10 protein-coding genes are annotated in these 13,491 nt (G+C 64.0%); 5 read left to right on the top strand and 5 right to left on the bottom strand.

The features are described 5' to 3' along the window. Together QBK88_RS29935 and QBK88_RS29930 are read left to right on the top strand one after the other, a co-directional pair. The coding region (locus tag QBK88_RS29935; RefSeq protein ID WP_277964915.1) for a DUF6124 family protein at nt 1-210 on the top strand (210 nt) is incomplete at its 5' end. A 186-nt stretch (nt 211-396) separates the two neighbouring features. After that, on the top strand, nt 397-852 hold the full coding sequence (locus tag QBK88_RS29930; protein WP_268149399.1) for an REP-associated tyrosine transposase: 456 nt from the start codon (nt 397-399) through the stop codon (nt 850-852). Nucleotides 853-907: 55 nt separating this feature from the next. Here the strand turns inward: QBK88_RS29930 and QBK88_RS29925 are convergent, their stop codons facing one another. The 4 genes from QBK88_RS29925 to recQ form a co-directional block, all read right to left on the bottom strand. Then, complete coding sequence (locus tag QBK88_RS29925) at nt 908-1,189, bottom strand: SelT/SelW/SelH family protein (RefSeq protein ID WP_277964914.1); 282 nt, start codon at nt 1,187-1,189, stop codon at nt 908-910. A 7-nt stretch (nt 1,190-1,196) separates the two neighbouring features. Continuing rightward, a complete protein-coding gene (locus QBK88_RS29920) occupies nt 1,197-3,308 on the bottom strand; it encodes a FimV/HubP family polar landmark protein (protein ID WP_277964913.1) in 2,112 nt (703 codons plus the stop codon). Between the two features lie 86 nt (nt 3,309-3,394). Beyond that, the gene (locus QBK88_RS29915; RefSeq protein ID WP_268149393.1) at nt 3,395-3,832 is read right to left on the bottom strand and encodes a MarR family transcriptional regulator; all 438 of its coding nucleotides are present in this window, start codon (nt 3,830-3,832) and stop codon (nt 3,395-3,397) included. Between the two features lie 125 nt (nt 3,833-3,957). After that, nucleotides 3,958-6,099, bottom strand: coding sequence for a DNA helicase RecQ (gene recQ, locus QBK88_RS29910; protein ID WP_277964912.1), 2,142 nt, complete (start codon nt 6,097-6,099; stop codon nt 3,958-3,960). A 255-nt stretch (nt 6,100-6,354) separates the two neighbouring features. Here recQ and QBK88_RS29905 point away from each other — a divergent pair, with 255 nt between their 5' ends. The 3 genes from QBK88_RS29905 (at nt 6,355) to lapD (ending at nt 9,764) form a co-directional block, all read left to right on the top strand. Beyond that, entirely contained in the window at nt 6,355-6,942 is a 588-nt protein-coding gene (locus QBK88_RS29905; protein ID WP_268149389.1) for a YecA family protein, read from the top strand. A 164-nt stretch (nt 6,943-7,106) separates the two neighbouring features. Continuing rightward, the gene (gene lapG / locus QBK88_RS29900) at nt 7,107-7,814 is read left to right on the top strand and encodes a cysteine protease LapG (protein ID WP_277964911.1); all 708 of its coding nucleotides are present in this window, start codon (nt 7,107-7,109) and stop codon (nt 7,812-7,814) included. Between the two features lie 9 nt (nt 7,815-7,823). After that, entirely contained in the window at nt 7,824-9,764 is a 1,941-nt protein-coding gene (gene lapD / locus QBK88_RS29895; protein ID WP_277964910.1) for a cyclic di-GMP receptor LapD, read from the top strand. A 280-nt stretch (nt 9,765-10,044) separates the two neighbouring features. Here lapD and QBK88_RS29890 read toward each other — a convergent pair. Then, nucleotides 10,045-13,491 (bottom strand): type I secretion C-terminal target domain-containing protein (locus QBK88_RS29890; RefSeq protein ID WP_277964909.1); only part of this gene is annotated, 3,447 nt, incomplete at its 5' end.

The following is a 13,491-nucleotide window of genomic DNA, read 5'->3' as shown; positions in this document are numbered from 1 at the left end:
ACCCTCTTCACCGTGCGGCCCGGCCTGCCTACCGAGGAGGCGCTGATGCATGCCTCCCACCTGCTCGATTGCCTTGCCAGCAGCACCTACGAACACGCCGACGGCCTGCAGGGCCATGAGCGCAAGCAGGCCATGTCGCTGTTCCATCTGGTGGAATTGGCCAAGCCGTTGGTGGATGCGGCGATTGATGGAATTCACCATTACCGGTAGATAAGCGGCGCCTGCTTCCCGAGCTTCGCCCGGTCCTACAACACACCCACAGTCCGTGTAGGACCGGGCGAAGCTCGGGAAAAGAACGCTGCGGAACCCCTGGAAACACCCCGAAAACCAACGAGGCAGCGTCCGCCGCGTCCTTCCGATAAGGTAACCGTTCCCTATGATTACGAGGCAACGGACATGCCCATCTACCACCTGCACAGCTTACGCACCGGACGTTTTTCCGAACCGGGGCGAATTTATCTCATTACTACCGCTACCAAGGCCCGCGAACGCGTTTTTGCCCATTGGCCAACCGGCAGGCTGGTAGTTCGGGAAATTGTCGCAGAGGAAAAACGGGGAACCGTGCGCAGCATTGCCTGGGTACTGATGCCAGACCATCTGCATTGGTTGGTGGAGTTGGTTTCCGGTGATCTGTCGCAGATGGTGTGTAGGGTCAAGGCGCGATCAGCGTTGGCGGTGAACGCCGCTACAGGACGCACAGGCAGCCTGTGGCAGAAAGGGTTTCATGATCATGCTCTGAGGCGTGATGAAAACCTCAAGCACCTGGCAAGGTATGTGATTGCCAACCCAATCAGGGCGGGGTTGGTGACCAGGGTCGGGGACTATGTGCTGTGGGATGCGGTATGGCTGTAGCCTGGGGTTGCCCTCTTCCCGAGCTTCGCCCGGTCCTGCAGGCCCCCTGTACAATTTACCGGTCGTTATGCCCCAAATCCCGCTGCGGGTCGATGCGGTCGCGCACGCGCTGCTTGAGCACCTTGGCTTCGGGAAAGCCGCCGTCGGCCTTGCGCTCCCAGATTTGCACGTCGTCGCAGGTGATGCGAAACACGCCGCCAGTGCCAGGCTCCAGGGCCACACGGCCCAGGTCGTCGGCAAAGGTACTGAGCAGTTCCTGGGCCAGCCAGGCGGCGCGCAACAGCCATTGGCATTGGGTGCAATAGGTGATGACGATGTGGGGGCGATGCTGGCTCATGACGACCTCAGGCAATTTTCGATAGCAGCTGACGTGCTACCTGCTTGTAGGCATCGTCCCCTTCGCGCAGTACTTCGTGCAAGAGGTCTGCGGCGCTGCGCATGTCACCCTGGTCGATGCAGTGTTGGGCCTGCTCCAGCTTCTGCGCGGACTCCTGCGGCGTGTCCAGCGCGTCGAAGTCGACGGTCAGGGCGTCCAGCTCCGGCAGGTCGGCACCGGCCACGAAGTTGTCGAGGAAGGCGTCATCCAGGCCATCAGCCGGCTTGTCTTCTTCAGCCTGCGGCTCTTCGGCGAAGTCGCTGAGAAACTGTTCATCAGGCAACTCGTACACGTCCGGGAATTCCTTCAGGTTGCTGGCGAATTCCTGGGTAACCGGTTCAGCAGCGTCCGGCAGTGCATCGCCCGGTTTGCGTGCGGGGGCTGGGTCGAATGGGCTCACCAGGTCCCAGTCGGCGTCCATGGAAAGATCGTCCAGGTTGAGCTGAAAATCTTCCAACGGGGCTGTTGTCGCCGGCTCCACGGGCGCTTCTGCGATGGCCGGGGCCACGGCGGCAACGGCCGCCAGCGACGGCGCTGCCACCGGCTGCGGTGCAGGCTGCAACTTGGGGTAATGCTCGCGAATGGCGTCGATTTTCTCGGCGCTGAAATCCTGCGCCAGCAAGGCCTTTTCTTCTTCGGCGAAACCGGCGACGTCACCTTGCTGGCCCAGCACCTCCAGCAAACGCAGGCGCAAGTCCGTGCGGTGAGGTTCCTTTTGCAGGCCTTCGCGCAGGATGGCCGTGGCTTCGTTGAAGCGGCCGTAGGCAATGTAGATGCTGGCACCGTCCAGGGCGTCCGTCGCGGGACCGCTTTCGCGCCGAGGGGCAGGCGACAGCTCGTCTTCGGTCAGTTCCCACGCAGGAACCACGTCTTCCTGGGCCGGCTTGATGAGCACGTCAGGGTCAGGCTTGTCGAACACCACGGCCGGGGCCAGCAACACGGTTTTCTGGCGGCGGCGGTTGTAGACCATGCCGGCCAACAGCAGCAGGATCAGGACCACGCCCAGAATCGGCAGCCAAGGGACATCGCCGCTGTCATCCACCACCGGCAAGGCGGGGGCAGGCGCGCGGGCAGCACGGGCCTGGGCCAGCTGGTTCTGCAATTGCTGCACTTGCTGGTCCTTGGCGCTCACCTGTGCCTGCAGGGCCTGCAGCTTGGCGTTGAGTTCATCAATATCTTCTTGCAGGACCTGGGGCTGCGCACCGGGATCGGCCACGGGCGCGACCGGGGCCGGCTGGGCCGTACTGTCCGCCGCCGTGGGCACAGGGGCCGGTACCGCTTGGGCTGGCGCAGGCGCGGGGGTGGGTACCGGCGCGGCAACCGGTGCGGCGGGCACCGCAGGGGCAGCGCCAGGCACAATGGCGACATCGGGCAACAGCAGGGTCTGCCCGGCCTTGAGTTGGCCCGGGTTCAGTGCCCGCAGGTCGCGCACCAGGGTATTGCCCGGCGTTGGCGTACCTGCCGCCTGCAAGCGCTTGGCGATGCTCCAGAAGGTGTCCCCGCGTTGCACATCCAGGCGTTTGCCCTGGGTGGCAGGTGGCAGTGGCACTGCCACTTTCGGCGCGCTGGCACGTGCCGGCACGCTGGCGGCGCTGGCGATGCTGCTGACGGGGATGTCATCCAGCTTCGGCGCCGGCGGCAGGTTCACGGTGCCAGGGGGGTCTAGCAACACGGTGAACTCGCGCAGCAACTGGCCGCTGGGCCGATTCAACTGAACCAGGAAATCCAGGTAGGGCTCGGTAACCGCCTTGGTGCTGCTGACGTGAATGAAGGTGCGATCACCGCGCAACACCGGCTGAAAGCGCAGGTCGTTGAGGAAAAACGCGCGGTCGACGCCCGCACGGGCGAACTCCTCCGCCGTGGCCAGGGCCACCGACAGGTCTGCATCATCCAATCCCTTGGCATCAACCAGGGCGATGTCGGCGTTGAGCGGTTGCCCCAGCGACGAGTGCAGGGTGATGTCACCCAGGCCCAGCGCTTGCGCGTGGGAAGCGGTGCCGGCCAAAACGGCCGCCAAAAGGGCAGTGGTGATCGGTCTGGAGAACGGCCCGAAACACATGGGCCACGAACGCTCTAGCATGAGAATCCCTTTTAGGAACCGGCTTCCTGTCATTCTGGTTATAGACGGCGAACCGCCCTTTCTCAAAGCCTCTGTTACCCGGGTGCTCAGGATTTTTTCTCGAGGTTGTCCAGAATCTGCTGGTGCACGCGCATGCACACGCGCATTTCGGCCTCGTCCACGCCCACGAACAGCTCGGCCCGCAAGGCGTTGGCAATGGTTTCGATCTGCTCGATCAACGGCCGGGCCGGCTCGCACAGCACGATCTTTTTCGCCCGACGGTCCTCCAGCACGGCCTGGCGCTGGACCAGGCCCTGGGTTTCCAGGCTGTCGAGCAGGCGCGCCAGTGTCGGACCTTCGACCCCCACGCTTTGCGCCAGCTCGCGCTGGGTAGGGGTTTCCTGGAAGCGGGCCAGGTGCAGCAGCACCAGCCAGCGCGCCTGGGACAGGCCCAGGCCAGCCAGGCGGCGGTCCAGCTCCGCGCGCCAGCCCCTGGACATCTGGGCTAGCTGCATTCCGAAACGGTGTTGGTCAGTCAACGGCATAAGCGACTCATGGTAAAAGGACAAAACTAACTATTAGTGAGCTAATCATGGCCTTGATCAAGAGGCAAGACTCATGCCTGAACGTTTTTGTATTCCTATATATACAAAAGCATCGGTGAAACACCTTACATTTCAAATTCGGACTGCAACGCCGCCCTCACGCAGTACAGGACGCCTTCCGGTACCCTGCCGGCAAACAGCGGCGCCACGTCACTGACCGGTGGCAACTCGCCCTCACCGTCCAGGAAAGCATCCTGCACTTCGCCCATCAGGTCCTCGGGCAGATCAAGCGCCTGCTCCAACGACAATTGCTGTTGGCCGATGGCCTCGGCCAGCAAGGTGTAGACATTCTTCTCGGTGCATTGCAGCTGGCCGGCGATCTGCGCCGGGGTCATGCCGGCGCGCGCCAGGCTGATCAGCTCGTGGCGAATGTCGGCCACCGCCCGAGGCGCCTCCTCTGCCCCGCCGTTGAGCACGGCCAGGAACGCTTCGCCGTAACGCTCCAGCTTGCGCGCACCCACGCCGCTGACCTGGGCCATTTCGGCCATGCTGCCTGGCTGGCTGCGCAGCATTTCCAGCAAGGTGGAATCGGGGAAAATGACGTACGGCGGCACGCTGTGCTCTTCGGCGAGCTTGCGCCGCAGGGTACGCAGCGCTTCCCACTGGTCGCGTTCCTCGGCCCGCACCAGCTGGCTGGCAGGGCTGCCAGACCCTGCACCTTTGGTGCTCGCCCCTTTTTGCGGTTTGGGCTCCAGGCGCAGCAGCAAGGTCACTTCACCGCGCAGCAGCGGCCGGCAGGTGTCGCTCAGGCGCAGGCCGCCGTAGCCATCAAGGTCGACGTCAGCCAGGCCGCGGGCCACCAATTGGCGAAACAGCGAACGCCACTCGTGCTCGCCACGGGCCTTGCCCACGCCGAACACCGAGAGTTTCTCGTGGCCGAAATTGCGCACCTTTTCGGTGTCCTTGCCCAGCAGCACGTCCACCAAGTGGCCGACGCCATAGCGCTGGCCAGTACGGAAGATCGCAGACAGCGCCTGGCGCGCCGGTTCGGTGGCGTCCCAGGTTTGCACGCCGTCCATGCAGTTATCACAATGCCCGCAGGGGTTGGGCATGTCTTCATCGAAGTACGCCAGCAGCGCCTGGCGGCGGCAGCGGGTTTCCTCGCACAAGGCCAGCATGGCGTCGAGCTTGTGCTGCTCCACGCGTTTGTGCCGCTCGTCACCCTCGGAGTTCTGCAGCATCTGCTTGAGCATCAGCACGTCTTGCAGGCCGTAGGCCATCCAGGCGTCGGCCGGCAGGCCGTCACGGCCACCGCGCCCGGTCTCCTGATAATAGGCTTCCAGCGACTTGGGCAGGTCCATGTGGGCCACGAAACGCACGTTGGGTTTGTCGATGCCCATGCCAAAGGCAATGGTCGCGACCATGATCAGGCCTTCCTCGTTGAGGAAGCGCTTCTGGTTCTGAGCCCTCGTGTCGGCTGGCAGGCCCGCGTGGTAGGACAGGGCCGGGAAGCCCTGTTCGCACAGGAAGGCAGCGGTTTCATCGACTTTCTTGCGCGACAGGCAATAGACGATGCCTGCGTCGCTGCGCCGCTCGGCCAGGAACGTCATCAACTGCTTGCGCGGGTTTTCCTTGGGCACGATGCGGTAGAAAATGTTCGGCCGGTCGAAGCTGGACAGAAAACGTTCGGCGTCTTGCAAGTGCAGGCGGGTGACGATTTCCTCGCGGGTGCGCTTGTCGGCGGTGGCCGTCAGGGCGATGCGCGGCACATGGGGAAACTGTTCGGCCAACTGCCCCAGTTGCAGGTATTCGGGGCGGAAGTCGTGGCCCCACTGGGACACGCAGTGGGCTTCGTCGATGGCGAACAGGGCAATGTCCAGGTTGCGCAGGAAGTCGAGCATGCGTGGCTGCACCAGGCGCTCGGGGGCCAGGTAGAGCATCTTCACTTCACCACGGCGAATGCGCGCGGCCAGGTCGCGCTGCTGCTCGGCGCTGAGGGTGGAGTTCAGCGCGGCCGCGGCCACGCCCAGTTCCTCCAGGGTGGCGACCTGGTCGTCCATCAGCGCGATCAACGGCGAGACCACTACCGCCAGGCCCGGGCGCAGCAGCGCGGGCACCTGGAAGCACAAGGACTTGCCGCCGCCGGTGGGCATCAGCACCAGGGCATCGCCGCCGCTGGCCACGCGTTCGATAATGGCACCCTGGCGACCCCGAAAACTGTCGTAGCCGAAGATGTCCTTAAGGACGCGTTGAGCCTGTTCGAGCATATGCACTCCAAATATCGCAGAACCATCCGGGCCCAAGGCTGGATGAAAAACGCGCGCGTTTCACGCGAAAATGCGTAAGCGCCCGTTGCCAGGGCAACCTTTCAGGGCGTGAAACGGCCAAAGCGGCGCATTATACCCGAGCACCCGCCTGTGCAGGGCGCCGCTGATAAGGCCATGTTTTACAGGCTTGGGTGGCGCAGTAGGCCTAACAAGGCCTAGAATTCACTATCGTAAATTCTTCAAGGTAGCCTTTTAATGTCCTTCGCTGAGCAACTGAACCGCCTGCAAGCCTTTCTCGATGCCGATGACCTGCACGATGAAGCGCTGGACTACGTGGCCGCTCACGGCTATCTGACAGCGCTGTCGGTCTGTTCCGAGGAAGTTCCGGAGCGCGAGTGGATCGACGCCCTGTTCGCCGAAGAGCCGCATTACACTGATGCCGCCCAGCGTGAAGAGATCGAAGGCACCCTGGTGGCCCTCAAAGCCCATATCGCCCGCCAGCTGGCCAGCGACGAGGAGTTCGAGCTGCCCTGCGACCTGGACCTGACCGAAGAGCCGGACGATTCCGAGCTGCGCGGCTGGTGCATCGGTTTCATGGAAGGCGTGTTCATGCGCGAAGCCGCCTGGTTCGAGACCGCCGAGGATGAAGTCAGCGAAATGCTGTTGCCGATCATGGTGGGCTCGGGCCTGTTCGACGAACAGCCTGAATTCGCCGACATCGCCGCCGACGCCAACCTGCAGGACGACATGATCGTGCAGATCCCGGAAGCGCTGACCGCCCTGTACCTGCTGTGCAATGCCCCGGACGAGAAACCGGCGATTCTCAAGCCGCGCCATCACTGATCGTTTTCGGCCCCAGAGCCGATCCCCGGCCCCCTCCCCTGTGGGGCCGGGAAGTACGCGGTCATGCAACCGCCACCTGCCCGAGCAAAAATATATTCCCCCGCCGCTGTGCTGTCCGTTCGCCATCTCCTAAACTCTGTCCACTGAACACAGAGTCCCCCCGCATGCCCCTTAGCCCGCGTCGACAAGGATGGCCTTCGCCCAGGCTATGGCGCCTGCTCGGCTGGGTAGCCCTTTGCCTGTCGTTGAGCGTGGCCGGGCAGAACTGGGCGGACTGGGACTTTGCGCAGATCATCAGCAAGGCCGAGCAGCGCTACGGCGGGCTGGGTTCGGCGCGCGGACGCATGGAGGCCTGGGCCACGCTGCTGCAGACCAGCGGCGACAAGCCCGAGCTGGAGAAACTGGCGCTGGTCAACAGCTTCTTCAACCGCCAGATGGCGTTCAAGGACGACATGACCGTGTGGCACGTCGAAGACTATTGGGCAACGCCCCTGGAAGCCTTGTGGAAAGGCGCCGGGGACTGTGAAGACTATGCCATCGCCAAGTATTTCAGCCTGCGCCGCCTGGGTGTGTCAGCCGACAAGCTGCGCATCACCTACGTCAAGGCGCTGGAGCTGAACCAGGCGCATATGGTACTGACGTATTACGCCACGGACCGTTCCGACCCCCTGGTGCTGGACAATCTGAAACCCGATATCAGGCCTGCGTCCCAGCGCAAGGACCTGCTGCCGGTGTATGCCTTCAACGCCGAGGGCGTGTACATGCCAGGCGCCTCGGCCAATGCCCGAACCAGTGACAGCAAGAAGCTGTCCCGCTGGCAGGATGTGCTGCAGAAAATGAGAGCCGAAGGCTTTGCCATTGGCGACGGATAGGAGTGCCCGATGTCTTTACTCAAGCAACTGTTCCTGGCCATCTGCCTGTTCCTGGTCGTGGCGTTCAGCGGCAGTTTTTTCGTGGGGCTGGAAAACTCGCGCGAGCAGTTGGTGAGCCAATTGCGCTCCCACGCCCAGGATGCGGCGACTGCCCTGGGGCTGTCCCTGGCGCCCCACGTGGACGACCCGGCGATGGTCGAACTGATGGTGTCGTCGATCTTCGATAGCGGCTACTTCTCGCGCATTCGGGTGGTCAACCTCGCCGACAACAGCACCCTGGTAGAGCGTGCCGCCGAGCCGGGCACAGGCGAGGTGCCCGGCTGGTTCGTGGACCTGGTGAACCTGCGCCCTCAGGGTGGGGACGCCCTGGTGATGCGCGGCTGGGAGCAGGCGGCGCGCGTGGAGGTACAGAGCAACCCGCAGTTCGCCCTGGCCAAACTGTGGGAGACCGCCATCGGCAGCCTGGCTTGGCTGGCGTTGTGCGGCCTGCTGAGCGCCATTTTCGGTGGCTGGCTGCTACGCAAGCAATTGCGTCCGCTGGACAACATGGTGAACCAGGCCAACGCCATCAGCCACCGCGAGTTCCTGACCCTGCCACGCATACCGCGCACGCCGGAGCTGCGCCGGGTGGTGCTGGCGATGAATCAGATGGTGGAAAAGCTCAAGGCGCTGTTCGCCGAGGAAGCGGCGCGCAGCGAGAAGCTGCGTGAAGAGTCTTATCAGGATAGCCTCACGGGGCTGGCCAACCGCCGGCTGTTCGACACCCAGTTGACCAACCACTTGATCGTCACCGAACAGAACAGCGAAGGTTTTGTGCTGATGGTACGGGTCAACGACCTGGCCGGCCTCAACCAGCGCCTGGGCGGCCAGCGTACCGATGGGCTGATCACCGAGGTGGGCGAAGTCCTCAAGCAACTGCTGCAAGAACCCCGACGCAGCCGCTGGACGGCGGCGCGCAACCGCGGCGGCGAGTTCAGCCTGCTGGCGCCGGGAATCACCGCCGACGACGCGCGGGGGCTGGCCGACGACCTCAGCCGCCAGTTGCAGAATTTCTACCTCACGGGGGCCAGCGACTGCACGCCGGTGGCGCACATCGGGGCCGTGGCCTACAAACCGGGCGAAGCGCCGAACACGGTATACATGCACCTGGACCAGGCGCTTACCGAGGCCCAGAACCAGCCGCAGGCCTGGTCGGTGCTGGCGCACTTCAATGGCGCCCCGATCCAGAACCCCAACCAGTGGCGGGCCTGGATCGACGAAGCTTTGCAGCAGCGCAAGCTCAAGCTGTACTTCCAGCCCGTGGTGCCGTGTGCCGAACCCGGACAGATCCTGCACCACAAGGTCCTGGCACGGCTGCTGGACACCGAAGGGCAGGCCGTGGCGGCCGGGCATTTTCTGCCCTGGATCGAACGGCTGGGCTGGTCGGCGCGGTTTGACCTGGCCATGCTCGAACACACCCTGGACTACTTGCAGGAACACCCTCACCCCCTGGCCTTGAGCCTGTCCGGCACGACCTTGCGGCGCGAGGAGTACCTGACCCCGATTCTGGACCTGCTCAAGGCCAACCCCGGCCAGGCGCACCTGCTGACGCTGGAGGCCGACGAGCATCACCTGCCGCCGCCTGAGCAGCTGCAGGCGCTGAGCCAGGCCATCCGTGACACCGGTTACCGTCTGGGCCTGCAGCACTTCGGCGGGCGGTTCAGCCAGATCGGCAACCTCACGCACCTGGGCCTGGCGTACCTGAAGATCGACGGCAGCTACATTCGCGCCATCGATCAGCAGGGTGACAAGCGCTTGTTCATCGAAGCCATCTACCGCGCCACCAACAGCATCGACATGCCGCTGATTGCCGAGATGGTGGAAACGGCGGGTGAGCTGGAAGTGCTCAAGGAGCTAGGGCTGCATGGCGCGATGGGCCGCTTGATCGGCGCGCCCGCCGCGCAGGTTTGAGAGAACGCCCGTAGGACACTCGGCCTCCCCACAGGGTCGGGCTAGGGGATGGCGCGGTGTACCCGCTAGACCGTGGCGCGGCCTTCCCGAGCTTCGCCCGGTCCCACAGAGCAAACGCCGCCTCCGCTCACCCCTGTGGGACCGAGCGCCAGCTCGGGAAGCGGGCACCGCAGTGTGCCGGACGGACCGCGGCGGCGCTTCGCCAGGTAGCCCCGCCGCACCAGGGGGCCGAAAAAAATCCCGCCTCAGAAGGCGGGATTTTTTCAGCTTGCTGCCTCGATCACGCCACATCCACCTTCAATGAATGGTCCCCCAGCATCCCGCTGATGATCGTCGCCGTGTCATGGGTCGAAACCGTGCCGCCACTGCCTGGGGTTACCCCGTAATGGCTGGCCAGGTTCACCCCTTGCAAGTCGATGGTCTGGCTGGCCGCGCCGCCGGCGGTGGTGCTGACGTCGATGCTGGAGACCAGCCCCGAACCGCTGCCAGTGACCTTGAAGTGCAGGTAGTCATCCAGGGTCGAAGCCGTGGCGCCGTCACCTTGCAGCAGTTGCGACAGGTCGAGCTTGTCGGTGCCTACGGTGAAGTCGGTGATGGTGTCGTGCCCGCTGTTGCCTGCCAGGTACTTGAAGGTATCGGCACCGTCGCCGCCGGTCAGGGTGTTGTTGCCCAGCCCACCGATGAGGGTGTCGTTGCCGCCCCCACCATTGATCACGTCATTGCCCACGCCACCGGTGATGACGTTTGCCTGGGCGTTGCCGGTCAAATGGTCGCCATAATCGGAGCCGATCAGGTTCTGGATGTTGTTCAAGGTGTCATGGCCAGCGCTGACGGTGTCCTGGGCCGTGGTGATGCTCAGGTCCACGGTGACCGGGCCCTTGGCCGCGTGGTAGCTGACGGTGTTGACGCCTGTGCCGCCGTCAAAGGTGTCGTTGCCCTTGCCGCCGATCATGAAGTCATTGCCCGCCAGGCCCAGCAAGGTGCTGCCGCTGTCGTTGCTGATCAGGATGTCATCGCCTGCGGTGCCGGTCAGGGTATGGCCGTCCTGGTAGGTGATGGTGGCCGCCGCGGTATCGCTGCCGCCGTGGGTGTCGCTGACGGTGTAGGTGGCCGGCAGGTCCGGGGTGTAGTTGGCCGCTCCGGCGTAGTTGATGTTCATGGCCAGGGTATAGGCCGTTTCCCCGGTATGGTTGGTGGCGTGGCTGATGTGGATGGTGTAGTCACCGTCGGTGGTGGCCGTGAGCACGCCGGCGTCACCCAAGGTGGTAGTGGCGCCATTGCCCAGTTGCCAGGTCATGTTCAGGTGGCTGTTGCTGGTATCGGCCAGGTTCAGGCTCTCGCCGGCCTTCAAGTGCACGGTCAGGGTGTCACTGGCGTTGGCACTGTTGTTGAAGCCCAGGGTGCCGAGGAAACCGCTGACCACCAGCAGGGCCGTCATGTTGCCCGTGCTGATGTTGAAGTCACTGCGGTCGATGGTCTTGACCTGGTTGCTGCTGGTGTTGCTGGTGCCATTGAACTGAATCGTCTGTACCGAGGTGGCTGTGAAGTCCGCTCCCTTGGGCGCCCAGCCGGTATCAAAGCCGGTGTTGACCACGGTCAGCGGGTCGCCATTGGCATCGGTGTCGTTGGCCGTCAGTGCCTCGCTGGGCACGATGATGGTGGAGGACAGGATGTTGGTGATCACATGGTCGGCCACCGCTACCGGGGGCGAGTTCGGCGTCACGGTCACGCTCAGGTCGGCCGGGCTGGACAGGTCGCCATCGTTGTCGGCCAGCACGAAGGTCACCTTGTCGGTGAAGGTGGTGGTACCACCGCTGGAAGCGGACGTGTAGGTGTAGGCACCGGTGTCCATGTCAACCACCACCGTGGCGCCGTGGTTGGTGGCCACGCTGATGCTGTTGGTGGCGGTGTCGAACGTGCCATGGCTGGCCGTGCCGGTCACGGTCATGCCGCCTTCGCCGCTATTGGCCTTGGGATCATAGGTATAGGTCACGCCGTCCACGGTGATCGACTTGATGAAACCGCCATCGGCGCCGAAGGTGCCGTTGGTCAACAGGCTTCCGGTCAGCGCCACGCTGTGCACGGTGCTGCTGAGCACGCCACTGAGGTTGTTGAGGTCGGTGACCACGGTGGCATTGGTGTTGGTGCCGGTGGTGCCGTCATAGGCAATGGGGTTCAGGTACTGGCTATCGACGCCGTTGCCCAGGCCAATGGCATAGGCCTTGATATCATTGGCGCTGAGGAAGTCGGTCCAGGCTTTCTCCTCGGTGGTGTCGATGCCATCGCCCAGGTTGGGGTTGGTCTCGTTCCCCGACTGCGCGCCGCCGGAGGTCGGATGGGTGCTGGACAACGTCGGGTTGCCGTCAGAGAAGAAGTAGGCCACGTTCTGGCCGCCCACCAGTTTGCCGTTGGCCGTGAACGCAGTCTCGGCACCGCCCAGCGCGTAGTCATAGTTGGTGCCGCCATTGGCGTGCAAGGTGGCGACGTAGGCTTTGGCCGTGGCCACGTCGACCCAGACGTTGCTGGGGATGGTCACGCCATTGCTGAACGTGACGATCTGTACCTTCACATCCCCCATGCCGTCGTACTGGTCCAGCAGCTTGCCAATGGCCTGCTTGGCCAGGTCCAGGCGCGACAGGTTGCCGACCCCGGACGGGTCATCCATGCTGCCTGAGACGTCGATCACCAGCAGCACGTTGGAGTTGACCTCGGGCGCGATCGCTACCCGATCGATGGCCCCCGCCTGAGGCACATCATCGGTGATGGCGATCACCAACTGGTTGGTGATGGTGTTGCCCTGGCTGTCGGTGGCGCGGTACGTGACGCTGTCAGTGGTGTAGTCATTACCGTTGTTGGCCGCAGGGTCGGTCTTGGGCGCTGAGGTCAGGGTGTAGGTATAGCTGCCATCCGCGTTCAGCTGGATAACCCCGTACTGGGTGTGAACCAGCCCGCCCTGGGCGCCGTCGATGCTGTAGGTAATGGTACCGACACCGCCCGAGACAGAGCCCACCAAAGAGCCGCTCGCGGTTTCGGCGGTGGAGTCGGGGTCGCTGCCCACCACGGTGCCGGGGGCCAGATCCTTGCCGTCCTGGTTCAGGTCCAGCGCGGCTTCGGCCACGGTCAGTGCCGGGCCATTACCAGGCTCCAGGTGCAGGCCACTGCTGCCGATGTCGATGGTGACGGTGGTGGTGCTGATGTCACCATCCTTGTCCGCCACGGAGTAGGTGAAGGTGTCGGTGACAGCGCCCTGGGCCGCCGCGTTGGCATTGGCATGGTACAGGCTGCTGCCATCGGCGGTGATCACCAGGAAACCATACAGGCCTTGCACGACGGTATTGGTGCCGCCGATGACCGGGGCAGACGTGTCGCCGCCGGCCTTCACCCCTACCACGCCAAAGAAGCCATCGGCGCCGGAGACATCGTTGGCCAGCACGTTGCCGCGCACGGTCTGGCCCTCGATGATGGACGCGCCATCGGCGTAGGCGTGGGGCTGGTCGTCGACGATCTTGATGGTCAAGGTGCTGGCGACGTGGTTGCCGACGCTATCGGTGGTCACCACGGCGAACGTTTCGGTGGTACCCAGGCCGTACACGGTCGGCGCGCTGGTCAGGGTGTAGGTGTAGCTGCCATCGGCGTTCATGTGAATGACGCCATACTTGCCGGACATGTCCCCGCTGCTGTCGGAGCCGTACAGGCTGTAGTTCAGCGCCCCCACCCCGCCACTGAC

Source organism: Pseudomonas sp. RIT-To-2, from assembly GCF_029623465.1.
In the GTDB taxonomy this organism is placed as follows: domain Bacteria; phylum Pseudomonadota; class Gammaproteobacteria; order Pseudomonadales; family Pseudomonadaceae; genus Aquipseudomonas; species Aquipseudomonas silvicola.
The sequence above is the reverse complement of the archived record's forward strand: the minus strand, read 5'-3'. Positions and strand labels throughout refer to the sequence as shown.